This is a genomic window from Streptomyces cinereoruber (assembly GCF_009299385.1).
In the GTDB taxonomy this organism is placed as follows: Bacteria; Actinomycetota; Actinomycetes; order Streptomycetales; family Streptomycetaceae; genus Streptomyces; species Streptomyces bikiniensis.
On the sequence record NZ_CP023693.1, the window covers coordinates 3,875,117 to 3,897,633 of the forward strand.

Below are 22,517 nucleotides of genomic sequence, written 5' to 3' on the forward strand. Positions count from 1 at the left end.
GAGAGAGGCGGGGGCACATGGCGGATGAACAAATGGCCGACGAATGGGAGCAGGTCGTTTCCCCGGCCCCCGCGGCGGCGCTGCCGGGCCCGCCCGCGCGCCCGCTGGACGCGATCGACCGGGACATCCTGCGCATACTCCAAACGGACGGCCGGGCCTCGATCCGCTCCGTGGCCGAACGGGTGCACGTCTCCCGGGCCAACGCCTACGCGCGGATCAACCGGCTCATCGACGACGGGGTCATCCGGGGCTTCAGCGCCCGCGTGAACCACGAGCGGGCCGGCCACGGCGCCTCCGCCTACATCACGCTCAAGATCGTCCAGAACTCCTGGCGGACCGTGCGCGAACAGCTCCAGGCCCTGCCGGGGGCCGCGCACATCGCGCTGGTCAGCGGCGATTTCGACGTGCTGCTCCTGGTGCACACCCCGGACAACCGGACCCTGCGCGAGCTGGTGCTCACCAAGCTCCAGTCGATCCCGGAGGTGCTCTCGACCCGGACCCTGCTGGTCTTCGAGGAGACGGACCTCGACCCGGACCACTGAGAATCCGGGCCGCTGAGGATCCAGGCCACTGAGAATCCGGGCCGCCGGGTCCGGGCCGGGCCCGCCGAGGACGTCAGCCGGCCGTCCGCAGCCCGTCGAAGGCCAGGTGGACCACGGTCCCGGCGATCCGCTGCCGCTCCGCCGCCGTGTCCGGGTGCGGCCGGTACCACTCCACCAGCGAGTTGATCATGCCGAAGAGCAGCCGGGTCGCGAGCCGGATGTCCACGTCGGCCCGCAGGTCGCCCTCGGCGACGGCCGCCTTCAGGAGGTCGGCCACCCGGTGGTCGAACTCGCGGCGCCGCTCCATCGCCCACCGCTCGGTGGCCGTGTTGCCGCGCACCCGCAGGAGCAGCGTCACGTACGGCAGCTCCTCGATCAGCACCTCGACGGTGCGGCGCGTGACGTACTCGACCCGCTCGACGGCCCTGCCCTGCCCGGCCCCCGGCTCGTCGAGGACCGCGAACAGGCCGTCGAGCGCCCGGCTGACCGCCCGCCGGAGCAGCTCCTCCTTGCCGGACACGTGGTGGTAGATCGAGGACTTGGAGATGCCCGCCGCCTTGGACAGGTGCTCCATGGACGTGCCGTCGTAACCGCGCTCGTTGAAGACCCGCACCGCGACCGAGAGCAGCGTCTCGGGGGTGTACGTGTCGCGCTTCGCCGTGGTCATCGCGATTCCCGTCCTTCCTCGGCGCAGCTCCGGCGGACCGTGCCCAGGCACGGCGCGTACCGCCCCGTCGGGTAGCGCTCGTGCAGCGACAGGAGCAGGCCCCGTACGCGCACGTGGCCCACCTTCCCGGCCCACTCCAGCGGCCCCAGCGGATAGTTCACGCCGAGCCGCATCGCCGTGTCGACGTCCTCGGCGGTGGCGACCCCCCGGTCGACCGCGTCGGCCGCGAGGTCGGCCAGCATCGCGACCGTACGGGCGACGATCATGCCGGGCACGTCCCCGATGACGGACACCTGCTTGCCGAGGGCCTGGAAGAGGCCGACGGCCTCGGCGAGGGACTCGGGCGAGGTGTGCTCGCCGGTCGACAGCACGATTCGGGACGCGCGCGCGTAGTCCAGCGCGAGGTCGAAGTAGATGATCTCCTCGTCGGGGTACTCGAAGGAGGTCTCGCCGTCGGCCAGGCTGAGCTGAGCGCCGCCGGGCAGCTGGATGTACCCGTCGCCGGCCTTGCGCCGGACCTTGATCCCGGCCTCCTCGAAGAGCCCCACCAGCGGCTCGGCGGGCTCCAGGTCGCCCCGGACGGTGATCCTCTCCGGCGCCTTCGCCGGCGGGGCCGTGTGCGGTTCGGGCCGCTCGGCGCCCTCCGCGTACGGGAACCAGCCGTGGCCCGTCTTGCGGCCGAGGCGCCCGGACTCGACCAGCCGGCGCTGCGCGAGCGACGGGGTGAACTTGGGGTCCTGGTGGAAGGAGTCCCAGACGGAGCGGGTGACGGCCTCGTTCACGTCCTGGCCGATGAGGTCGGTCAGCTCGAACGGGCCCATGCGGAAGCCGCCGCTCTCGCGCAGGGCCGCGTCGATGGTGGCCGGGTCGGCCCCGCCCTCCTCGTAGACGCGCAGCGCCTCGGCGTAGAAGGGGCGCGCGACCCGGTTCACGATGAAGCCGGGGGTGTCCGCGCAGCGCACCGGCGTCTTGCCCCAGCCCTTCACCGTCTCGTACGCGCGCGTGGCGACGTCCGGGTCGGTGGCGAAGCCGCTGACGACCTCGACCAGCGGGAGCAGCGGCGCCGGGTTGAAGAAGTGCAGGCCGACGAACCGGCCGGGCAGCCTCAGGCCACCGGCGATGGCGGTGACGGAGAGCGACGAGGTGTTGGTGGCGAGGACGGCGTCGCCGGCGACGACCTCCTCCAGGTCGGCGAAGAGCCGCCGCTTGACCGTCAGGTCCTCGACGATCGCCTCGATGACGAGGGCCGCGTCCGCGAGCTCGGCTAGCTCCCCGGCCGCGTGCAGCCGTCCGACGGCCGCCTCGCGCGCGCCCGCGTCCAGGCGGCCCTTCTCCACGAGCCGGTCGAGGCGGGCGGTGAGGGCGGCCACGGCCTCCCCGGCCCGGCCGGGGGCGCTGTCGTAGAGGCGCACGGGGTGGCCGGCGACCAGGGCGACCTGGGCGATGCCCTGCCCCATGGTCCCGGTACCGACGACGGCGACGACGCGGTCCCGCCCGACGGGCTCCGCGGCTCCGGCCGGGTCCGGCTCCACGACCTCGACCCGGCCCGTCTCCACGGCTTCAACGCGTTCCTGCTGCACGGCGGCGGCCTCGTTGGCGGTCACGTCGTCGCTCCCCCTGACGGTCACGTCGGCACTCATGGGAGTGATCCTCCCCGATGGGTTTTCCACAGGATCGGCGGACCCCCTTGTCCCGACCGATCGTTCGGTTACTCTAACTCCGTACGTGTCTCCCTGCCCAGCTCGACGAGGAGTTGGTCCACCCATGGCCACCGCTCAGCCGACCACCGACCGTCTGGCCGAGAAGCACCGGTCCACGCTCGACCAGGCGCTCGACACCATCCGCACCCGCGCCTACTGGTCGCCGCACCCCGAGCACCCGAAGGCGTACGGGGCGGACGGCTCGCTCGACGCGGCGGCCGGCCTGGCCGCGTACCAGTCCCTGCTGAACGGCCGCTTCGAGCTCGACCAGCCCGGCACGGACGGCTGGACCGGCGGCGAGGTCTCGCCGTACGGCCCGGAGCTCGGCGTCGAGTACCCGCACGCGGACCTGGACGTCCTGCTGCCCGCCATGCGCGCGGGCATGGGCGCCTGGCGCGACGCCGGGGCCGAGACGCGCGCCCTGGTCTGCCTGGAGATCCTCGCCCGGATCTCCGCCCGCACCCACGAGTTCGCCCACGCCGTCATGCACACCAGCGGCCAGGCGTTCATGATGGCGTTCCAGGCCGGCGGCCCGCACGCCCAGGACCGCGGCCTGGAGGCCGTGGCGTACGCGTACGCGGAGCAGACCCGCACGCCCGCCGGGCGGGCCGGCTGGTCCAAGCCCCAGGGCAAGCGGGACCCGCTGGAGCTGAGCAAGGAGTTCACCCCGGTCGGCCGGGGCGTCGCCCTGGTGATCGGCTGCAACACCTTCCCCACCTGGAACGGCTACCCGGGCCTGTTCGCCTCCCTCGCCACCGGCAACGCGGTCCTGGTCAAGCCCCACCCGCGCGCGGTCCTGCCGCTGGCGCTCACCGTCCGGGTCGCCCGCGAGGTCCTCGCCGAGACGGGCTTCGACCCCAACCTGGTGGCGCTCGCCGTCGAGCGTCCCGGCGAGGGCATCGCCAAGACCCTGGCCGTGCGCCCCGAGGTCCGGATCATCGACTACACCGGCTCGACCGCCTTCGGCGACTGGCTGGAGGCCAACGCCCGCCAGGCCCAGGTCTACACCGAAAAAGCCGGGGTCAACACGGTCGTGGTGGACTCCACCGACGACTACAAGGGCATGCTCGGCAACCTGGCCTTCTCGCTGTCCCTCTACAGCGGCCAGATGTGCACCACCCCGCAGAACCTGCTGATCCCCCGCGACGGCATCGCCACCGACCAGGGCCCCAAGTCGTACGACGAGGTCACGGCCGACCTCGCGGCGGCGGTCGACGGCCTGCTCGGCGACGACGCCCGGGCCAACGGCCTGCTGGGCGCCCTGGTCAACCCGGACGTGAAGGCGCGCCTGGAGGCCGCCGCCGACCTCGGCGAGGTGGCGCTGGCCTCCCGCGAGGTGGTCAACCCGGACTTCCCCGACGCCGTGGTCCGCACCCCGGTGATCGTGAAGCTGGACGGATCCAAGCCGGAGGCCCAGGACGCGTACTTCTCGGAGTGCTTCGGCCCGGTCTCCTTCGCCGTCGCGGTGGACTCCACCGCCGACGCCCTGGAGCTGCTGCGGCGCACGGTCCGCGAGAAGGGCGCGATGACGGTCGGCGCGTACACGACCTCGGAGGAGGTCGAGCGCGCGGTGGAGGAGGTCTGCCTGGAGGAGGCGGCCCAGCTGTCGCTGAACCTGACGGGCGGGGTGTACGTGAACCAGACGGCCGCGTTCTCCGACTTCCACGGCTCCGGCGGGAACCCGGCGGCGAACGCCGCCCTGTGCGACGGCGCCTTCGTCTCCAACCGCTTCCGGGTGGTGGAGGTCCGCCGCCAGGCCTGACCTGCCACGATGCGGCGGGACCCACCGGGTCCCGCCGTCCGGGGCCCCGGCCATGATCCGCCGGACACGCCCTAGGGGGTCTCGATCTCCGCGTACCGCTGGATCCACGCGTGCATGGCGATGGCGGCCGCCGCCCCCGCGTTGATCGACCGGGTGGAGCCGAACTGGGCGATCGAGCAGACCATCTCCACGTGGGCGCGGGCCTCCTCGGTGAGCCCGGGGCCCTCCTGCCCGAAGAGCAGCACGCAGCGGCGGGGGAGCACGGTCCGCTCGAGGGGTACGGCGCCGGGCAGGTTGTCGATGCCGATGACGGGCAGGCCCTCGGCCGCCGCCCACGAGGTCAGCGACTCGGTGTCCGGGTGGTGGCGGACGTGCTGGTAGCGGTCGGTGACCATGGCGCCGCGCCGGTTCCAGCGCCGCCGACCCACGATGTGGACCTCCTTGGCCAGGAAGGCGTTGGCGGTCCGCACCACCGAGCCGATGTTGAAGTCGTGGCCCCAGTTCTCCACCGCCACGTGGAAGTCGTGGCGTCGGGTGTCCAGGTCGGCGACGACCGCCTCGCGCGTCCAGTACCGGTAGCGGTCGACGACGTTGCGCCGGTCGCCGCCGGCGAGCAGCTCGGGGTCGTACCGCTCGCCCTCGGGCCACGGCTCCGGGTGCGGCCCGACGCCGACCTCGGGGCCGAACCCCTCGTCGTACTGGACGGGCTCCTGCTCGGCCCCGGCGGTCTCCTGCCCGGTCCCGGGCCTCTCTTCGGTGCTGCTCACCCGACGAGGGTACGGGGGGCCTGCTCGCCGCCCGCAGGGCGCTGCTCGTCCACGGGGTCCTGCTCGCCCGCACGGCTTTCCCCGTTCGCACGGCGCTGCTCGGGCAGTGCCTTCTCCGGCGCCCGTCGCAGCAGCCGGTCCCGGATCCGGGACACCCGCGCGCCCAGGGCCACCAGGAACACCGTCGGCAGGAACACCGCGTCGGCCGAGATCATCGCCAGCGAGAAGACCGGCAGGCCGAGGAGCACGGCGATCCCGGCGTGCTCCAGCATCATCGCGACGAGCAGGACGTTCTTGACCTTGCGGTTGAAGAGCGTGAAGGGGAAGGCGACCTGCACGATCACCGTGCCGTAGGTCACCACCATCACCATGATCCCGCTGGAGGCGAGCAGCTCGGAGAGGGCGGGCCAGGGCGTGAAGTAGTCGAGGTGGAGCGGGTAGAACAGCGCGGTGCCGTCCTGCCAGCGCGAACCCTGGACCTTGTACCAGCCGGCCGTGGCGTAGATCAGGCAGACCTCCGCCATGAGCACGAGCAGGGCGCCGTTGTGCGCGAGGTTGGCGAGGGCGTCGAGCAGGGTGCGGGGCTCCCCCGGGGCGTACCGGCACACCAGCCACCACAGCGCGTTCCCCAGCCAGAGCACCCACAGCAGCACCGGGATCCACCACTCGCCGCTGACGTCGGAGAACCAGGTGGCGGCCACGAGGAAGCCGCCGAGCACGACCCACAGCAGCGGGCCGGTGAGGTCGCGGCGCGGGGGCTCCCCGGCGCGGGCGGCGCGGTCCTCACGGGCCGCCCGCCGGGCGTCGAGGGACCACACCTGCGAGCAGCGGACCAGGACGAGGTAGATCGCGGCGAGGTGGAGGACGTTGTCGCCGCCGTCGCCCACGAAGACGGCGCGGTTCTGCAGCGACAGCACCCCGGCCATGAAGACCACGGAGACGGCCCGGGTGCGCCAGCCCACCAGGAGCAGGGCGGCGGAGAGCACCGCGAGCCCGTAGACGACCTCGAACCAGATCCGTCCGTCCGACCACAGGAGCGCGGTGAAGGCCCGGTTGTCGGCGATCAGCCGCTCGGCCATCCCCCACGACCAGGGGCTCTCGGAGCCGTACAGCCGGTGCCGGTGCGGCAGCTCGCGCAGCAGGAAGAGCAGCCAGGTCAGCGAGAAGCCGATCCGTACGATCGCGCTCTGGTACGGGCCGAGGGAGCGGCCGGTGACGGTCTGGACGGCGCGGGCGAGCCGGCGGTCGAAGGGCTCGCGGGCACGCGCGCGCGTGGACGCGGACACGGGCGCCGGGGGCGGGGTCGGGACCGGGGCGCTCATCGGGCCTCCTCCGTACGGTTCTGGGCCGTGTCCGTGCGGTTCGGGTCCGCGCCGGCGTCGGGGGACCGGTCGGCGTCGGTGATCCGCCACCACGGGAAGTCGCGGTAGGAGGGGGAGGACTTCGACTTCTCGGTGCCCCACCACGGCGCGGGGACGGGCCGGGTGACGGCGCGGAGCTGGATGCGCCGGACGTCGGAGTCGGCGAGGGAGGGCAGGGCGTCGAGCCGCTGCACCGCGATCCGGCGCATGTACTGCTCCGAGAGGCGGCCGCGCAGTCCGTTGGGGCGGTGCTCGTCGTTGTGCGAGTTGAAGTAGAAGTCCACGGCCCTGCGGAGCTGGTTCTGCTGGGTGTGGCTCGGAATCGGGTTGTGGCGGATGGCCCCGGTGTCCTGGGCCGTGAGGTCGATCCAGCCGGTGGTCCGGCGGCCGCCGTCGGCGGTGGCGAGCTCGGCGCGGACCTCTATGGAGACGTTCTGCTGGAGCGGGTTGGGCGCGAAGAGCTTCCAGTTCTGCTCGAACTCGGGGTAGATCCAGTCGTCGACGGCCTGGCCGTTCTGCTTGGTCAGCGTGTTGGACGGCGCCACGTGCAGGAAGACCATCGCGAGGTGGACGCAGGCGAACACGCCGGTGACGGCGAGCGCGACGGCGACGACGACCTGGTACGGCAGGGAGAGGGCCATGATCCCGCCGCCCGTACCGGACGCTCCGGTCGTGCCGTTCGTACTGGTCGTGCCGGCGGGCTTCGGGGGTGCGGGTTCCGAGGGCGCGGGCGGTGGTCCCTCCAGGGGTCTCCGCCGGTCGTCCCCCGCCTCGACCGCGTCCTTTTCGACGTACGCGTCCATCCCGCCCCGATCCCGATCGGCCCACCTCGGTTATCCACAGGGTTGACACCATACGGGCCGCCGTCTCACCATTGAAGCCAATGAACCGAACGATCGGTCGGTAGGGGATCTGATGACTGCGGTGACGGCAGGAACGGCAGGGAGCGCGGGTACGGCGGGCGGCGCGGGCACGGTCGGCTCGGCGGACGCGGCCGCGGTGGAGGCGGCCGCCCACGAGGCCGTGTTCGACGCCGCCGTCGCCGCCGACGAGCGCATCGAGCCGCGCGACTGGATGCCCGAGGCCTACCGCGCCTCGCTCGTCCGGCAGATCGCGCAGCACGCCCACTCCGAGATCATCGGCATGCAGCCCGAGGCGAACTGGATCACCCGCGCGCCCTCGCTGCGCCGCAAGGCGATCCTGATGGCCAAGGTGCAGGACGAGGCGGGCCACGGGCTGTACCTGTACAGCGCGGCGGAGACCCTCGGCACCAGCCGCGACGAGCTGCTCGACAAGCTCCACTCCGGCCGCCAGAAGTACTCCTCGATCTTCAACTACCCCACGCTGACCTGGGCCGACGTCGGCGCGATCGGCTGGCTGGTGGACGGCGCCGCGATCACCAACCAGGTCCCCCTGTGCCGCTGCTCCTACGGCCCGTACGCCCGCGCGATGATCCGGGTCTGCAAGGAGGAGTCCTTCCACCAGCGCCAGGGGTACGAGGCGCTGCTCGCCCTGTCGAACGGCACCGAGGCCCAGCACGCCATGGCGCAGGACGCGGTGAACCGCTGGTGGTGGCCCTCGCTGATGATGTTCGGCCCGCCGGACGACGAGTCGACCCACACGGCCCAGGCGATGGCCTGGAAGATCAAGCGCCACTCCAACGACGAGCTGCGGCAGCGCTTCGTCGACATCGCCGCGCCGCAGGCCGACGCGCTCGGCCTCACCCTCCCCGACCCGGACCTCCGGTGGAACGAGGAGCGCGGGCACTACGACTTCGGGCCGATCGACTGGACCGAGTTCTGGGACGTCCTCAAGGGGAACGGCCCCTGCAACGACCAGCGGCTGAGCAGGCGGCGCCAGGCCCACGAGGACGGCGCCTGGGTCAGGCAAGCGGCGGCGGCCCACGCGAAGAAGCACACCGGCGGGAACAACGGGAAGGCACAGGCATGACGAGCGACGGTTGGCCGCTGTGGGAGGTGTTCGTGCGCTCGCGCCGCGGACTGTCCCACACCCACGCGGGCAGTCTCCACGCGCCCGACGCGGAGATGGCCCTGCGCAACGCCCGCGACCTGTACACCCGCAGGAGCGAGGGCGTCTCGATCTGGGTGGTGCCCTCCGCGGCGATCACCGCCTCCTCGCCCGACGAGAAGGACCCCTTCTTCGACCCGGCGGCCGACAAGGCCTACCGCCACCCGACCTTCTACGAGATCCCGGAGGGGGTGAAGCACCTGTGAGCACCCCCGACACCTCCGGGAGCGCCACCGCCGCCGTGCCCGTGGGCGCGGCCCTCGCCCTCGGCGACGACGCCCTGGTCCTCTCCCACCGCCTGGGGGAGTGGGCCGGTTCCGCCCCCGTCCTGGAGGAGGAGGTCGCCCTGGCCAACATCGCGCTGGACCTGCTCGGCCAGGCCCGCGTCCTGCTCTCCCTCGTCGGCGACGAGGACGAACTGGCCTACCTCCGGGAGGAGCGCTCCTTCCGGAACGTCCAGCTCGTCGAGCAGCCGAACGGCGACTTCGCCCACACCATCGCCCGGCAGCTGTACTTCTCCACCTACCAGCACCTGCTGTACGCGCGGCTGGCCTCCGGCGACGGGCCCTTCGCCGGGCTCGCGGCGAAGGCCGTCAAGGAGGTCGCCTACCACCGGGACCACGCCGAGCAGTGGACGCTGCGGCTCGGCGACGGCACCCCCGAGAGCCACGAGCGGATGAGCCGGGCCTGCGAGGCCCTGTGGCGGTACACCGGCGAGCTGTTCCAGCCGGTCGAGGGGCTCGACGTGGACCACGCGGCCCTGGAGGGCGCCTGGCTGGAGTCGGTGACGGACGTCCTCGGCAGGGCCACGCTCACCGTGCCCTCCGGGCCGCGCACCGGCGCCTGGAGCGCGGGCGCGGGCCGCCAGGGCCTGCACACCGAACCCTTCGGGCGGATGCTGGCCGAGATGCAGCACCTGCACCGCAGCCACCCGGGGGCGTCGTGGTGACCATGACGGCCCTGGAGGAGGAGCTGAGCCGGATCGCCGGCTCCGTCCCCGACCCCGAGCTGCCCGTCCTCACCCTGGAGGAGCTGGGCGTGATGCGGGGCGTCCACGTCACCGGCCCCGGCCGGGTCGAGGTCACCCTCACCCCGACGTACACGGGCTGCCCGGCGATCGAGGCCATGTCCTCCGACATCGAGCGCGCCCTCCACGACCACGGGGTCCCGGAGGTCTCCGTCGTCACGGTCCTCACCCCGGCGTGGTCCACCGACGACATCAGCGAGGAGGGGCGGCGCAAGCTCACCGAGTTCGGCATCGCCCCGCCGCGCCCCCAGGGCCCGGCGGGCGGCCCGGTGCCGTTGACGCTCGCGATCCGCTGCCCGCACTGCGGCTCCACCGACACCGAGCTCCTGAGCCGCTTCTCCTCCACCGCGTGCAAGGCCCTGCGCCGCTGCACCGCCTGCCGCGAACCGTTCGACCACTTCAAGGAGCTGTAGATGGTGTCCTCAGGCGCGGGACGGGCCGGGTTCCATCCACTCAGGGTGAGCGAGGTCGAGCGGCTCACGGACGACTCCGTGGCCGTCACCTTCGCGGTCCCGCCCGAGCTGCGCGAGGCCTACCGGCACCTGCCCGGCCAGCACCTCGCGCTGCGGCGCACCGGCGAGCGGGGCGAGGAGGTCCGGCGCACGTACTCGATCTGCGCCCCCGCCGCCCCGGCCGGCGAGCCGCCCGTCCTGCGCGTCGGCATCCGGCTCGTGGACGGCGGCGCGTTCTCGACGTACGCGCTCAAGGAGCTGGCCGTCGGCGACCTGGTCGAGGTCATGGAGCCGACGGGCCGCTTCACGCTCGCCCCGCGCCCCGGGTACTTCGCGGCCGTGGTCGGCGGCAGCGGCATCACCCCGGTGCTCTCGATGGCGGCCACCCTGCTCGCCCGCGAGCCGGAGGCCCGGTTCTGCCTGGTCCGGAGCGACCGCACCGCCGCGTCCACGATGTTCCTGGACGAGGTGGCCGACCTGAAGGACCGCTACCCCGGCCGCTTCCAGCTGGTCACCGTGCTCTCCCGGGAGGAGCAGCAGGCGGGTCTGCCGTCGGGCCGGCTCGACCGCGAGCGGCTCGCGGGGCTGCTTCCCGCGCTGCTGCCGGTCGGCGAGGTGGACGGCTGGTTCCTGTGCGGCCCGTTCGGTCTGGTGCAGGGCGCCGAGCGGGCGCTGCGCGACCTGGGCGTCGACCGGGGCCGGATCCACCAGGAGATCTTCCACGTCGACGGCGGCTCCGCGCCCGCGGCGGCCCCGGCGGCCGACGCCCCCGCGCACGCCACCCTGACCGCGACCCTGCACGGCCGGTCCGGGACCTGGCCGGTGGAGCGGGGCGAGACGCTCCTGGACACCGTGCTCCGGGCCCGCGCGGACGCCCCGTACGCCTGCAAGGGCGGGGTGTGCGGCACCTGCCGGGCCTTCGTGGTCGGCGGAGAGGTGCGGATGGACCGCAACTTCGCCCTGGAGCCGGACGAGACGGAGGCCGGTTACGTCCTGGCCTGCCAGTCCCGCCCCACCACCGCCGACGTGGAGCTGGACTTCGACCGCTGACGAGCCCGGTCCCGGCTCAGGCCGGGGCCGGGGGACGGCACGGGGCGGGGCCGGGGGTCAGAGGACGAACGCCTCGGCGCCGTTCTCCGTCACCATCGGGCGTCCGGCGCCGTCCCAGGCGAGCATCCCGCCGTCGATGTTCACCGCGTCGAAGCCCTGCTGGACCAGGTACTGCGTGACCTGCGCCGACCGGCCGCCCACGCGGCACATCACATAGGCGCGGCCGTGCTCGGCCAGGGACTCCGTGACCTCGCCGAAGCGGGCCACGAAGTCGCTCATCGGCACGTGCACCGCGCCCTCGACGTGCCCTGCGGCCCACTCGTTCTCCTCCCTGACGTCCAGCACCAGGGCATCGGCCGGCACGGAAGCCGCGTCCACCGAGGGCAGCGGGGAGACATTCATGGGACCGGCCTTCTCTCGTCAGAACCGCCCGAAGGGGCTCGGGCGCACGGAAAAACCTACTGCACCAGACCGGACAGCTCGTTCTCCCGCTCGGAGACCTGCGCGAGCAGCTGCTCGGCGATCTCCTCCAGGAGCCGGTCCGGGTCGTCCGGCGCCATCCGCAGCATCGCGCCGATCGCGCTCTCCTCCAGCTCGCGCGCCAGCGCCGACAGCATGTCCTTGCGCTCCGCCAGCCACTCCAGGCGCGCGTACAGCTCCTCGCTCTCGTCGGGCCGCTCCTCGGCCGGCGCCGGTCCGGCCTCCCACTCGGCGGACAGCTCGCGCAGCAGGCCCTCGTCGCCCCGGGCGTAGGCGGCGTTCACCCGGGTGATGAACTCCTCGCGCCGCTTCCGTTCGTCCTCCTCGCGGGCCAGGTCGGGGTGGGCCTTGCGGGCCAGCTCGCGGTAGAGCCTGCGGGCCTCCTCACCGGGCCGGACCCGCTTCGGCGGCTGGACCGGCCGCTCGGTGAGCATGGCGGCCGCCTCGGGGGAGAGGCCGTCGGTGTCGAGCCAGTCGTGGAACAGCTCCTCCACCCCGGGCATCGGCATGACCGCAGCCCGCGCCTCATGGGCCCGCCGCAGGTCCTCCGGGTCGCCGGTGCGCGCCGCCCGGGCCTCGGCGATCTGCGCCTCCAGCTCGTCCAGCCGGGCGTACATCGGGCCGAGCCGCTGGTGGTGCAGCCGGGAGAAGTTCTCCACCTCGACCCGGAAGGTCTCGACGGCGATCTCGAACTCGATCAGGGCCTGTTCGGCCGCCCGCACGGCACGCGCGAGCCGCGCCTCGGGCCGCTCGTCGCCCCCGGTGTCCGCGCCCTGCTCCAGGCCCTGGTCCACGTCGCTGTCCTCGCTCCGGCTCGTCACCCTCCCAGCGTAAGGGGCCAAGGGCCCGGCCCCGCGCGGAGTCAGACGCCGAGCTCGGCCGCCACCCGTCCGGAGCGGACGGCGGAGAGCAGGTCGGCGTGGTCGGCCGTGGTGCGGTCCGCGTACGCGACGGCGTAGGAGGCGACGGCCTCGTCCAGCTCCTCGTTCTTTCCGCAGTAGCCGGATATCAGGCGCGGGTCGGCGCTGTGGGCGTGGGCGCGGGCCAGCAGGGCGCCGGTCATGCGCCCGTAGTCGTCGACCTGGTCGGCGGTGAGCGCGGCGGGGTCGACGCTGCCCTTGCGGTTGCGGAACTGGCGCACCTGGAACGGCCGCCCCTCGACGTCCGTCCAGCCGAGCAGGATGTCGCTGACCACCTGCATCCGCTTCTGGCCGAGCACCACGCGCCGCCCCTCGTGGCCCGCGTCCTCCACCGCGAAGCCCGCGGCCGGCAGGTGGGGGAGCAGGGCCGAGGGCCGGGCCTCCTTGACCTGGAGCACCAGCGGCTCGCCCCGGTGGTCGAGGAGCAGCACGACGTAGGAGCGGGTGCCGACGCTGCCGGTGCCGACCACCCGGAAGGCCACGTCGTGGACGGCGTACCGCGCGAGGAGCGGCAGCCGGTCCTCGGACACGGTCTCCAGGTACGAGCCGAGGGAGGCGGCGACCAGGGCCGCCTCGGCGTCCGGGACCCTCCGCAGCACCGGGGGAGCGTCGACGAACCTGCGGCCGCCGCCCCCGGCATCCGTCACGGCCTCGGTCGACCGGGCGGCGAAACGGGCGCTGGTGTTGTTGCGGGCCTTGGCGGAGACCTTCTCCAGGATGCCGAGGAGGTCGTGGGCGTCGGCGTGGGAGACCAGCTCCTCGTCGGCGATCGCGTTCCAGGCGTCGGCGGCGGGGAGCCGGGCGAGCAGGCGCATGGTGCGCCGGTAGGCGCCGACGGCGTCGAAGGCGGCGGCCCGGCAGGTCTCCTCGTCCGCGCCGACCTCCCGCCCGGCGAGGACGAGGGAGGTGGCGAGCCGCTTGAGGTCCCACTCCCAGGGGCCGACGACGGTCTCGTCGAAGTCGTTGAGGTCCATGACGAGCCGGCCGCGGGCGTCCCCGTAGAGGCCGAAGTTGGCGGCGTGCGCGTCGCCGCAGATCTGCGCGGCGATCCCGGTGACGGGGGTCCCGGCGAGGTCCTGGGCCATCAGTCCGGCGGACCCGCGCAGGAAGGCGAAGGGGCTCGCCGCCATCCTGCCGACCCGTATCGGCGTGAGCTCGGGGACCCGGCCGAAGTTCGACTCCTCGACGGCGCGGACGGCGTCCGGGCGGTCGGCGACGGGGTCCTGCCGGGCGTGCGAGGAGCGGGGCACCCGCTCGCGCAGCGCCTTGCCCCGCTCCTTGAGGGAGGCGCCGGACCCGGGGGCGACCCGGCGCGCGAACCCCGGCACGTACGGGATGCGCTCCGCCTCCCGAACTCCGCCCGCGTCCCGCCCTCCATCAGCGTCCCGAACTCCGTCGGTACCGCGCTGTTCCGGCACGACAGCCGTGATCACGTCCATGGGACGCCCTCCCCCGATGCGATGTCCGTCCTCGTTCGGCCCGACCGTACATCCGTCGCGGAGCGGTCGTCTCCCCCTGTGGACAAGCACCTGTGGACAACTCCTCCGAACGCGTCCCGGACGCGGGGCCGGGCGGTTCTCAGACCGCGACGGCCTCCTCCATCTCCTCCTCGGCCTCGGCCTTCTCCTCCCCGGCCCCTTCCACAGAAGGCCCGGCGACCGCCTTCGCACGCCGCTTCTCCGTGAGGCCCGCGACGGCGACGAGGGCGGCGCCGGCGAGGAGCCAGAGGGCGAGGACGATGACGTTCCCGCCGAGGTCGTGGCCGCCGAAGTACACATGGGCGCGCACGCCCTCGACGAAGCCCGCGCCGTTCCAGAAGGCGTGCAGGGCGCCGAAGAAGCCGGGCTGTAGCTCGGGCCGGTAGATGCCGCCGGAGCTGGTGAAGTTGAGCATGACGAAGAGGACCATCACGCCGAGCGTGGTCCAGCGGCGCAGGAAGGTGTGCAGGCCGACGCCGACGAGCAGGATGCCCGCCGCGTACAGCCAGGACATCGCCCACACCCCGCCGAGCCCCCGGTCGACCAGGTGGAAGACCGGTCCGGCGAAGAGGGTGCCGACCAGGCTGACGACGAACGACATGCCGGCGGCGAGGAGGACCCTGATCCGCATGGGCAGGACGGCTCCGGCGCCGCCGATGACGGCGACCGAGGCGTACGCGCCGATGCTGAGGGCGACCAGGAGGAAGAAGACGCCCTGTCCCGTGGGGTCGCCGGAGGCGGTGGGGGCGACGTCGGTGACCTTCAGCGGGGCGTCCTGCGCGGCGGCGACCTCGGTGAACACCTTCTCGACCGCCATGGCGCTGGTGTCGGACGAGCCGGAGGCGACGAGGAGTTCGGGCTTCTCGCCGGGCACGTAGGCGCCGAAGCTGCCCTGCTCGCGCAGCGCGGTGACGGCCGTCTCCCGGTCGGCGACGGTCCGCACGTCGAGGGCGCCCGCCCCCTTGTCCTGGAGCGACTGGGCGAGGACCCGGGTCGCGGGACCCGAGCCGACGACGTCGACGCGCAGGTCGTGGGGTTCGGGGGCGTGGAAGGCGCCGAGGTAGGCGAGCCCCATGCCGATACACATCAGCAGGGGGGTGAGCAGATGCCCGAGGACGTGCTTCAACGCTCCCCTGGTGTTCGGTCCTGCGGACACCGAGACCTCCATGGTTGGCTTTTACAACTAAAGAACCGTTGTACTATACAACCGAAAGTCCGTGGTGGGCGAACAGCGCCCGCACGACGACGAGGGAGCCCCCATGACCGGCGGCGCGCGACCACCCCGCGAGGCGTCCCTGGACGTCATCCAGCGCGAGTTGACGGCCTTCGCCCGCCGGGCCCGCGCCGCGGCGGCCCGGGTCCACCCCGAGCTCCCGCTCGTCTCGTACACGCTCCTCGCCCACATCGAGGAGAGCCACGGCTGCCGCGCCACCGACCTCGCGGCCCACTACCTGCTGGACAAGTCGACGGTCAGCCGCCAGCTCGCCGGCCTGGAGAAGCTCGGCTTCGTGGAGCGCCGGCCGGCCCCCGACGACCACCGCGTACAGGTCCTGCACGCCACGGAGGCGGGCGCGAAGGTCCTCGCCTCCGCCCGGACGAACCGCCAGGCGGCCTACCAGGAGCGCCTCAAGGACTGGTCGGCCGAGGACCTCGCCCGCTTCGCCGCGTACCTCCTGCGCTACAACGACGCCGGCACGAACGGCCTCCCGGACCACCCCGCGAACTGACCCCGGGCCCCGCGCCCCCAGGCCCCGCGCCGCCCCGGCTCAGGTCCCGGACCCGCCCCCGCCCTCCCCCTCGGGAAGCCCCGCACCGCGCCCCGCGGAGAGGCCCCACATCCTTCCCACCGAGGGGGCGCCACCAGGAAGCCCCCACCGACTACAGCCCCGCGTCCCGCGCGAGCAGCGCCGCCTGGACGCGGTTCTCGCAGTCCAGCTTGGCCAGGATCCGGCTCACGTACGTCTTCACCGTGCCCTCGCTCATGTGCAGCCGCTTCCCCGTGTCCGCGTTGGACAGCCCTTCCCCGAGCAGCGCCAGGACGTCCCGCTCCTTCTCGCTCAGCGCCGCCACCCGCCCCCGGGCCTCCTCGGCGCGGGCCGCCTCCCGGCCCTTGGCGAGCCGCTCCACCACGTGCCGGGTCGCCGCCGGCGACAGATACGCGTCCCCGGCCGCGGCCGCCCGCACCGCCCCGATCAGCTCCGCGGGCGCCGTGTCCTTGAGCAGGAACCCGGCACCGCCGTGTTCGAGCGCCCGCAGGACGTTCTCCCGCTCGCCGAAGGTCGTCAGGATGATGACCCGGGCCCCGGGCGCCGCCCGCCGCAGCTCCGGCAGCGCCGAGAGACCGTCCAGGACCGGCATCTGGATGTCGAGCAGCACCACGTCGGCGGCGTGCGCCCGCGCCGCCTCGACCGCCGCCCGCCCGTCGGCCGCCTCCCCGACGACCTGGATGTCCGGGTCCGAGATGAGGATCATCCGGATCCCGGCCCTGATCAGCGGCTCGTCGTCGGCGATCACGACCCTGATGGGCTGCCCTGCCACAGCTTCTCCCCCACGGCTCCGGTACGAGCGGCCGCGCTACCGCTGCTCGGCCATGTACGACTTCTTCTCGATCAGCTTGCCGTCCTTGAAGCAGAACCGGAAAACGGGCTCCTCGCCCCAGCTCTCGCTCGTCTCCGAGGACAGCAGCACCAGGCACTCGGTCCCTTCCGGCCGCGCGGGCCCCGAATCCTGGAGGCCCACCGTGGCTATCGAGTCCCCCGAGGGCAGCTGGGACCTGACCTCCTCCTCGGTCGCCCCGACCTTCACCGCCTCGTACTCCGAGGGCTCGATCATCCCCTTCTCCAGCGAGCCGACCAGGAAGTAGAGGCCGAAGCCTCCCGCCACCAGGAGCAGGACGAACGCCGCGAACGCGATCCCGCACCCCAGCGCGACCCCCCTGCCCGTCCCCGTACCCCTGCCCCCGCGCACCGCCATCGCCAACTCCCGCTCGGTGAAAGTCCAGTCGGCCGGTCCGACCACGACCGGACGACCATCTCCCACCAGCGGCTTCGTGGTCTGCTGTCGGAAGTCGTCGGCCGCGTCGACCAAAGGCACCTCCTCCGCGACCGGCGCCGCCCCGTACGGCAGCACCCCGGCCACCCGGAACCCACCGCCGTCGGCCGGGCCCGCGTGGCACATGCCGCCCACCAGCCGGGCCCGCTCGGCGAGACCGGTCAGCCCCTGCCCGCCGCTCACCATGTCCTCGGCGGGCCCGCCCGCCGGCTCCTCGTTGACGACCTCCACCACGAAGGCGTCCGGCTCGTAGCGCAGTTCGACGCCGATCGGCGCCCCCGGCGCGTACTTGTAGGCGTTGGTCAGGGCCTCCTGCACGATCCTGTACGCGGCGTGGTCGGCCGCCGGCGCGAGCGGCCGCTCCTTCCCCGTCCGCCGCAGCCCGACCTCGGTGCCGGCCGCCCGGGCCGCCGCCACGAGCCCCTCGATGCCGGCGGTCCCCCGGGCCGCCCTCCCCGTCTCGTCCCCCGCGGGCGCGGGCGCCGCCGCGGGGCCGCCCGCCGCCCCGGCCCCGTCGCGGAGTATCCCGACGACCTCCCGCAGCTCGTGCATCGCGGTCACCGAGGCGTTCCGCAGGACGCCGACCGCCTCGCGCTGCCGCTCGCTCAGCTCCCGGTCGACCTCCAGGGCCCCCGTGTGCACGGCGATCAGGGCCAGTTGGTGTCCGAGGCTGTCGTGCATGTCCTGGGCGATGCGCTGCCGCTCCCGCAGCCGCGCCTGCCAGGCCACCATGTTCCGCTCGCGCAGCAGTTGGGCGTTGCGCTCCTGGAGGGCGTGCAGCAGGGTCCGCCGCTGGGTCCAGTAGCGGTGGGCGAGCCCGGGGGCCAGGGTGGTCCCCAAGTAGTAGAGGGTCGCCATGAAGGCGACGGTGAAGAACCGCTGCCGGTCCCAGGTGTCCAGGAGCGTCCCGCCGACGTCGAGGACGAAGGCGGCGATGAACGCGGCGAGCGCCCGCCCGGCGCTCGCGACGTACCGGCCGGCCGACCAGCCGGCCACGATCAGCAGCGGCCCGAATCCGGCGACGAAGGGCGAGAGCGCCGCCGTCAGGACCAGCACGCTCGCGGGGAGCCGCCGTCGCAGCAGCGAGAGGACCGCGGCGGCGACCGCCACCCCCGCCGGCCGCCACCCCTCGCCGCCCAGCAGCTCCTCGGTCCCGGCGCCGAGCAGCCCCACGACCACGGCGAGCGCCACCTCACCGGTGGTCCTGGGCCCCGACCACTGCCCGGGCACCGCGAACCGGGCCCACCCGGCGGCGAGTGCGGCCCCGATCCCGTACGAACCCCGGTCCCCCGACTTCGACATAGCGTCCACGCCCGCACCCTAGGCACCGGCCCCGCCGCCGGCCTTCCCTCTTTCGTCTCGCCCCTCCACGACGAAGGTCGCGCCCCTTGTGGAGTACCTCACAGCACCGGCCCGACAGTGCCCCGAAAACGAAGAAGGCCGACACCATTTTCATGGTGCCGACCTTCTCATCGGTATAGCTGGAGCGATGCTCCTGGTGCGCGAGGGGGGAGTTGAACCCCCACGCCCTTTCGGGCACTGGAACCTGAATCCAGCGCGTCTGCCTATTCCGCCACCCGCGCATTGGGTGTGCTCCGGACCCTCTCACTTTTCGGTGGGAGCGCCTGGCGACATCAGAAGATTAGCACGCCGCAGACCGTGGATTCACATCCGTTGTTTCGGCTCCGCTCGCGGAGACCAAGGTGACCGGAGGGAAGGGATGAGGAGGACGAGGGAGGCGAGGGGGTGAGGGGAGGCGGAACAGGGGTAGGGCGGACGGAGGCGGGTGGACGGGGACGGAAGCAGGCGGCCGGCAGGAGCGGGAGACGGGCGGGAGGAGACCGGGAGGGACGGGTGGAAGGGGAGCAGGAGAGGCGGGTGGGAGGAGACCGGGAGGGGCGGTGGGAGGAGAGCAGGAGATTCGGGAGAGAGGGGAGGAACGGGGACGGACCGCCCGGACCCCGGACCGAGCCCCGCTTCCACAGCCGGGTGCGGGACACTGTCCACAGGCCGCCTCTACGATCCGTGGGGGCAACCTGTGAGAGGTGACACTCGTCCACAGGGCAGAGAAGGGGAACCAGCCGATTTCCCGACGCGTGGATACGATCAGTAAGCAGTACCAGGACGGCAACGACGGAGGAGGTGCCCCATGGGAGTCCTGAAGCGTTTCGAGCAGCGTCTCGAAGGTCTGGTCAACGGCACCTTCGCCAAGGTCTTCAAGTCCGAGGTCCAGCCGGTCGAGATCGCCGGCGCGCTCCAGCGCGAGTGCGACAACAACGCGCAGATCTGGAACCGCGAGCGGACCGTCGTGCCCAACGACTTCATCGTCGAGCTGAGCACACCGGACTACGAGCGCCTCAGCCCCTACTCGGGCCAGCTCGGCGACGAGCTCGCCGGCCTGGTCAGGGACTACGCCAAGCAGCAGCGGTACACCTTCATGGGGCCGATCAAGGTCCACCTGGAGAAGGCCGAGGACCTCGACACCGGCCTGTACCGCGTCCGCAGCCGCACGCTGGCGTCGAGTACGTCACAGCCGCAGCCGCCCTCGGGCGGACAGCAGCAGGGCCGCGACGGCTACGGGTACCCCCCGGCCGGCGCCCCGCCCATGCCCGCCTCCCCGCCTCCCGGCGCGCCCGGCCACCGGCCGCCGACCGCCGCGGGCCGCCCCTCCGGCGGCCCCGGCGCCATGCCCGGCCCCGCCACCCACGGCGGAGCGGGCACCCAGGTGCGCCGCTGGATCGAGATCAACGGCACCCGCCACCAGATCTCGCGCCCGACCCTGGTCCTCGGCCGCAGCACCGACGCGGACGTGAGGATCGACGATCCCGGCGTCTCCCGCCGGCACTGCGAGATCCGGACCGGAACGCCCTCGACGATCCAGGATCTCGGATCCACCAACGGCATCGTGGTGGACGGGCAGCACACCACCCGCGCTACGCTCCGCGACGGCTCGCGGATCGTCGTGGGCAGCACCACCATCGTTTACCGGCAAGCCGAAGGGTGAAGCGGGGGCAATGTCAGAGCTGACCCTTACGGTCATGCGGTTGGGTTTCCTGGCCGTTCTGTGGCTGTTCGTCATCGTGGCCGTCCAGGTCATCCGCAGTGACCTCTTCGGTACGCGGGTCACCCAGCGCGGTTCGCGGCGCCAGGAGGCGCGGCCCCAGCAGGCCGGGCGCCAGGCCTCCGCGCCCCCGCAGCAGCGCGGCCAGCAGCAGAACACGGGCGGCGGCCGCCAGCGCCGCGGCGCCCCGACCAAGCTCGTCGTCTCCGAGGGCACCCTCACCGGCACGACCGTCGCCCTCCAGGGCCAGACGATCACGCTGGGCCGGGCGCACGACTCGACGATCGTGCTCGACGACGACTACGCCTCCAGCAGGCACGCCCGGATCTACCCGGACCGGGACGGCCAGTGGATCGTCGAGGACCTCGGGTCCACCAACGGCACGTACCTCGACCGGGCCCGCCTCACCACCGCCACGCCGATTCCGCTGGGCGCGCCGATCCGCATCGGCAAGACCGTCATCGAGCTGCGGAAGTAGTGGCTGCATCATGAAGAGGCGCGAGCGGAGCGAGCGAGCCGGGGCGGTCCCCGCCGCGGGACGTGCCGCGCTCCCGGCCGGAGCGGCTGACGCGTCCGGAGCGACTGAAGTGACCGGAGCGACCGGAGGGTGGGCAGTGTGGGTCGAGACCGGCCGTACCCCGATGCGGCGTCGACAGGGCAGGTGCGCATGACTCTGTCGCTGCGATTCGCCGCGGGCTCGCACAAGGGCATGATCCGCGAGGGCAACGAGGACTCCGGCTACGCCGGCCCCCGGCTGCTCGCCATCGCCGACGGCATGGGCGGCCAGGCCGCCGGCGAGGTCGCCTCCTCCGAGGTGATCTCCACCCTCGTCACGCTCGACGACGACGTTCCCGGCTCCGACATCCTCACCTCGCTCGGTACGGCGGTGCAGCGCGCCAACGACCAGCTGCGGATGATGGTCGAGGAGGACCCGCAGCTGGAGGGCATGGGCACCACGCTCACCGCCCTCCTGTGGACCGGCCAGCGGCTCGGCCTGGTGCACGTCGGCGACTCGCGCGCCTACCTGCTCCGCGACGGCGTCCTGACCCAGATCACCCAGGACCACACCTGGGTCCAGCGGCTCGTCGACGAGGGCCGGATCACCGAGGAAGAGGCCACCACCCACCCGCAGCGCTCGCTCCTCATGCGCGCGCTCGGCAGCGGCGACCACGTCGAGCCCGACCTCTCCATCCGCGAGGTCCGCGCCGGCGACCGGTACCTGATCTGCTCCGACGGCCTGTCCGGCGTGGTCTCGCACCAGACCCTCGAGGACACCCTCGCCAGCTACCAGGGCCCGCAGGAGACCGTGCAGGAGCTGATCCAGCTCGCGCTGCGCGGCGGCGGCCCCGACAACATCACGGTGATCGTCGCCGACGTCCTCGACGTCGACGGCGGCGACACCCTCGCCGGCCACCTCAGCGACACCCCGGTCATCGTGGGCGCGGTCGCCGAGAACCAGTCCCAGCCGAACGACGGCGGGGCCATGCAGACCCCGGCCGGCCGCGCCTCCGGGCTCGGCCGCCACGCCGCCCACCGGCAGCCCCCGGCCGGCGGCTTCGGCCCGCCCGGCAGCGGCGACGACCACGGGTACGACGGGATGCCCCCGGAGGGCTCCTTCGAGTCGTACACCGACGACGACTTCGTCAAGCCGCGCAAGGGCCGCAAGTGGCTCAAGCGCTCCTTCTTCCTGATCCTGGTCCTCGCCCTCCTCGGCGGCGGCCTCTACGGCGGCTGGCGCTGGACGCAGACCCAGTACTTCGTGGGCTCCAAGGACCAGCACGTGGCGCTCTACCAGGGGATCAGCCAGGACCTGGCGTGGATCTCGCTGTCGAAGGTCGAGAAGGACCACCCCGAGATCGAACTCAAGTACCTCCCCGCCTACCAGCGGAAGCAGGTCGAGGAGACGATCGCGGGCGGCAGCCTGGGCAAGGCCCGGACGAAGATCGCCGAGCTGGCCGTGCAGGCCTCCGCCTGCAAGAAGACCGAGCAGCGCCGCGCCGCCGCCGAGCAGGCCGCCGACCAGGCGAGCAAGCCGCCGGCCCAGAAGCCCGACGGCACCGCCCCCGACTCCAAGCCCACCACAGCCGCTCCGTCCCCGGGTCCCACCCTCACGGGGGAGGAGCAGAAGCTGGCCTCGAACTGCGGCAAGCAGTAAGCACCCGTAGGGGGGC

The 22,517-nt window shown here is 73.1% G+C and carries 22 protein-coding genes and 1 tRNA gene; 11 read left to right on the forward strand and 12 right to left on the reverse strand.

The features are described 5' to 3' along the window. The first annotated feature begins 32 nt into the window (after positions 1-32). Positions 33-542, forward strand: a complete 510-nt coding sequence (locus CP977_RS17295; protein WP_152370429.1) for an Lrp/AsnC family transcriptional regulator — start codon at positions 33-35, stop codon at positions 540-542. Positions 543-615: 73 nt separating this feature from the next. On the opposite strand, the gene CP977_RS17300 is transcribed toward CP977_RS17295, so the two are convergent. Beyond that, positions 616-1,209: a TetR/AcrR family transcriptional regulator gene (locus tag CP977_RS17300; protein ID WP_062753828.1), complete on the reverse strand. Its 594-nt coding sequence runs from the start codon at positions 1,207-1,209 to the stop codon at positions 616-618. After that, positions 1,206-2,849 carry a 3-hydroxyacyl-CoA dehydrogenase gene (locus tag CP977_RS17305; RefSeq protein WP_152370430.1) on the reverse strand — a complete coding sequence of 548 codons (1,644 nt, stop codon included), beginning with the start codon at positions 2,847-2,849 and terminating at the stop codon, positions 1,206-1,208. Before CP977_RS17305 ends, CP977_RS17300 begins: the two co-directional genes overlap by 4 nt. A 124-nt stretch (positions 2,850-2,973) precedes the next feature. On the opposite strand from CP977_RS17305, the gene paaN reads away from it, so the two are divergent. Then, the gene (gene paaN / locus CP977_RS17310) at positions 2,974-4,671 is read left to right on the forward strand and encodes a phenylacetic acid degradation protein PaaN (RefSeq protein WP_109186784.1); all 1,698 of its coding nucleotides are present in this window, start codon (positions 2,974-2,976) and stop codon (positions 4,669-4,671) included. A 71-nt stretch (positions 4,672-4,742) separates the two neighbouring features. Here paaN and CP977_RS17315 read toward each other — a convergent pair whose 3' ends face one another. From CP977_RS17315 to CP977_RS17325, 3 genes are read right to left on the reverse strand one after another with little or no spacing between them, the layout of a single operon-like run. After that, the gene (locus CP977_RS17315; protein ID WP_152370431.1) at positions 4,743-5,438 is read right to left on the reverse strand and encodes a TrmH family RNA methyltransferase; all 696 of its coding nucleotides are present in this window, start codon (positions 5,436-5,438) and stop codon (positions 4,743-4,745) included. Beyond that, positions 5,435-6,760 carry an HTTM domain-containing protein gene (locus CP977_RS17320; protein ID WP_107276784.1) on the reverse strand — a complete coding sequence of 442 codons (1,326 nt, stop codon included), beginning with the start codon at positions 6,758-6,760 and terminating at the stop codon, positions 5,435-5,437. Before CP977_RS17320 ends, CP977_RS17315 begins: the two co-directional genes overlap by 4 nt. Beyond that, positions 6,757-7,602, reverse strand: a complete 846-nt coding sequence (locus CP977_RS17325; protein WP_152370432.1) for a DUF5819 family protein — start codon at positions 7,600-7,602, stop codon at positions 6,757-6,759. Before CP977_RS17325 ends, CP977_RS17320 begins: the two co-directional genes overlap by 4 nt. Before the next feature lie 112 nt (positions 7,603-7,714). Between CP977_RS17325 and paaA the strand changes: the two genes are divergently transcribed. The 5 genes from paaA to CP977_RS17350 are packed head-to-tail and all read left to right on the forward strand — an operon-like array spanning position 7,715 to position 11,356. Next, on the forward strand, positions 7,715-8,749 hold the full coding sequence (gene paaA / locus CP977_RS17330; RefSeq protein ID WP_152370433.1) for a 1,2-phenylacetyl-CoA epoxidase subunit PaaA: 1,035 nt from the start codon (positions 7,715-7,717) through the stop codon (positions 8,747-8,749). Next, on the forward strand, positions 8,746-9,033 hold the full coding sequence (gene paaB, locus CP977_RS17335) for a 1,2-phenylacetyl-CoA epoxidase subunit PaaB (protein ID WP_062753816.1): 288 nt from the start codon (positions 8,746-8,748) through the stop codon (positions 9,031-9,033). The genes paaA and paaB overlap by 4 nt, the downstream gene beginning before the upstream one ends. Next, entirely contained in the window at positions 9,030-9,776 is a 747-nt protein-coding gene (gene paaC / locus CP977_RS17340; RefSeq protein ID WP_079131119.1) for a 1,2-phenylacetyl-CoA epoxidase subunit PaaC, read from the forward strand. Before paaB ends, paaC begins: the two co-directional genes overlap by 4 nt. Next, positions 9,770-10,267, forward strand: coding sequence for a 1,2-phenylacetyl-CoA epoxidase subunit PaaD (gene paaD, locus CP977_RS17345; RefSeq protein WP_109186780.1), 498 nt, complete (start codon positions 9,770-9,772; stop codon positions 10,265-10,267). The genes paaC and paaD overlap by 7 nt, the downstream gene beginning before the upstream one ends. Further along, complete coding sequence (locus tag CP977_RS17350; protein ID WP_152370434.1) at positions 10,268-11,356, forward strand: 2Fe-2S iron-sulfur cluster-binding protein; 1,089 nt, start codon at positions 10,268-10,270, stop codon at positions 11,354-11,356. Between the two features lie 57 nt (positions 11,357-11,413). Here CP977_RS17350 and CP977_RS17355 read toward each other — a convergent pair whose 3' ends face one another. The 4 genes from CP977_RS17355 to CP977_RS17370 all read right to left on the reverse strand — a co-directional run bounded on the left by CP977_RS17355 (position 11,414) and on the right by CP977_RS17370 (position 15,390). After that, positions 11,414-11,758, reverse strand: a complete 345-nt coding sequence (locus tag CP977_RS17355; protein ID WP_062753810.1) for a rhodanese-like domain-containing protein — start codon at positions 11,756-11,758, stop codon at positions 11,414-11,416. Positions 11,759-11,814: 56 nt separating this feature from the next. Then, on the reverse strand, positions 11,815-12,630 hold the full coding sequence (locus CP977_RS17360; RefSeq protein ID WP_079131118.1) for a hypothetical protein: 816 nt from the start codon (positions 12,628-12,630) through the stop codon (positions 11,815-11,817). 68 nt (positions 12,631-12,698) lie between these two features. Then, entirely contained in the window at positions 12,699-14,195 is a 1,497-nt protein-coding gene (locus tag CP977_RS17365) for a DUF2252 domain-containing protein (RefSeq protein ID WP_152370435.1), read from the reverse strand. Between the two features lie 139 nt (positions 14,196-14,334). Continuing rightward, positions 14,335-15,390 carry an ABC-2 transporter permease gene (locus tag CP977_RS17370; protein ID WP_372460704.1) on the reverse strand — a complete coding sequence of 352 codons (1,056 nt, stop codon included), beginning with the start codon at positions 15,388-15,390 and terminating at the stop codon, positions 14,335-14,337. Between the two features lie 103 nt (positions 15,391-15,493). Between CP977_RS17370 and CP977_RS17375 the strand changes: the two genes are divergently transcribed. Beyond that, positions 15,494-15,961, forward strand: a complete 468-nt coding sequence (locus tag CP977_RS17375; RefSeq protein WP_062756982.1) for a MarR family winged helix-turn-helix transcriptional regulator — start codon at positions 15,494-15,496, stop codon at positions 15,959-15,961. 151 nt (positions 15,962-16,112) lie between these two features. On the opposite strand, the gene CP977_RS17380 is transcribed toward CP977_RS17375, so the two are convergent. The 3 genes from CP977_RS17380 to CP977_RS17390 form a co-directional block, all read right to left on the reverse strand. Continuing rightward, a complete protein-coding gene (locus tag CP977_RS17380; protein WP_062753802.1) occupies positions 16,113-16,772 on the reverse strand; it encodes a response regulator transcription factor in 660 nt (219 codons plus the stop codon). A gap of 36 nt (positions 16,773-16,808) precedes the next feature. After that, positions 16,809-18,587, reverse strand: a complete 1,779-nt coding sequence (locus CP977_RS17385) for a sensor histidine kinase (protein ID WP_152371584.1) — start codon at positions 18,585-18,587, stop codon at positions 16,809-16,811. Positions 18,588-18,781: 194 nt separating this feature from the next. Further along, positions 18,782-18,868, reverse strand: a tRNA-Leu gene (locus CP977_RS17390). A gap of 566 nt (positions 18,869-19,434) precedes the next feature. Here CP977_RS17390 and CP977_RS17395 point away from each other — a divergent pair. The 3 genes from CP977_RS17395 to CP977_RS17405 all read left to right on the forward strand — a co-directional run bounded on the left by CP977_RS17395 (position 19,435) and on the right by CP977_RS17405 (position 22,501). Continuing rightward, on the forward strand, positions 19,435-20,289 hold the full coding sequence (locus CP977_RS17395; protein WP_062753800.1) for an FhaA domain-containing protein: 855 nt from the start codon (positions 19,435-19,437) through the stop codon (positions 20,287-20,289). A gap of 10 nt (positions 20,290-20,299) precedes the next feature. Then, entirely contained in the window at positions 20,300-20,824 is a 525-nt protein-coding gene (locus CP977_RS17400) for an FHA domain-containing protein FhaB/FipA (protein WP_062753798.1), read from the forward strand. Positions 20,825-21,013: 189 nt separating this feature from the next. Further along, complete coding sequence (locus tag CP977_RS17405) at positions 21,014-22,501, forward strand: Stp1/IreP family PP2C-type Ser/Thr phosphatase (protein ID WP_062753796.1); 1,488 nt, start codon at positions 21,014-21,016, stop codon at positions 22,499-22,501. Positions 22,502-22,517 lie beyond the last annotated feature (16 nt).

Coding starts and splice junctions, on each gene's coding strand:
- CP977_RS17395 (WP_062753800.1), top strand. CDS start 19,435: ATGGGAGTCCTGAAGCGTTTCGAGCAGCGTCTCGAAGGTCTGGTCAAC.
- CP977_RS17365 (WP_152370435.1), bottom strand. CDS start 14,195: ATGGACGTGATCACGGCTGTCGTGCCGGAACAGCGCGGTACCGACGGA.
- paaN (WP_109186784.1), top strand. CDS start 2,974: ATGGCCACCGCTCAGCCGACCACCGACCGTCTGGCCGAGAAGCACCGG.
- CP977_RS17325 (WP_152370432.1), bottom strand. CDS start 7,602: ATGGACGCGTACGTCGAAAAGGACGCGGTCGAGGCGGGGGACGACCGG.
- CP977_RS17375 (WP_062756982.1), top strand. CDS start 15,494: ATGACCGGCGGCGCGCGACCACCCCGCGAGGCGTCCCTGGACGTCATC.
- CP977_RS17400 (WP_062753798.1), top strand. CDS start 20,300: ATGTCAGAGCTGACCCTTACGGTCATGCGGTTGGGTTTCCTGGCCGTT.
- CP977_RS17355 (WP_062753810.1), bottom strand. CDS start 11,758: ATGAATGTCTCCCCGCTGCCCTCGGTGGACGCGGCTTCCGTGCCGGCC.
- paaA (WP_152370433.1), top strand. CDS start 7,715: ATGACTGCGGTGACGGCAGGAACGGCAGGGAGCGCGGGTACGGCGGGC.
- CP977_RS17320 (WP_107276784.1), bottom strand. CDS start 6,760: ATGAGCGCCCCGGTCCCGACCCCGCCCCCGGCGCCCGTGTCCGCGTCC.
- CP977_RS17405 (WP_062753796.1), top strand. CDS start 21,014: ATGACTCTGTCGCTGCGATTCGCCGCGGGCTCGCACAAGGGCATGATC.
- CP977_RS17300 (WP_062753828.1), bottom strand. CDS start 1,209: ATGACCACGGCGAAGCGCGACACGTACACCCCCGAGACGCTGCTCTCG.
- CP977_RS17305 (WP_152370430.1), bottom strand. CDS start 2,849: ATGAGTGCCGACGTGACCGTCAGGGGGAGCGACGACGTGACCGCCAAC.
- paaB (WP_062753816.1), top strand. CDS start 8,746: ATGACGAGCGACGGTTGGCCGCTGTGGGAGGTGTTCGTGCGCTCGCGC.
- CP977_RS17385 (WP_152371584.1), bottom strand. CDS start 18,587: ATGTCGAAGTCGGGGGACCGGGGTTCGTACGGGATCGGGGCCGCACTC.
- CP977_RS17295 (WP_152370429.1), top strand. CDS start 33: ATGGCCGACGAATGGGAGCAGGTCGTTTCCCCGGCCCCCGCGGCGGCG.
- CP977_RS17350 (WP_152370434.1), top strand. CDS start 10,268: ATGGTGTCCTCAGGCGCGGGACGGGCCGGGTTCCATCCACTCAGGGTG.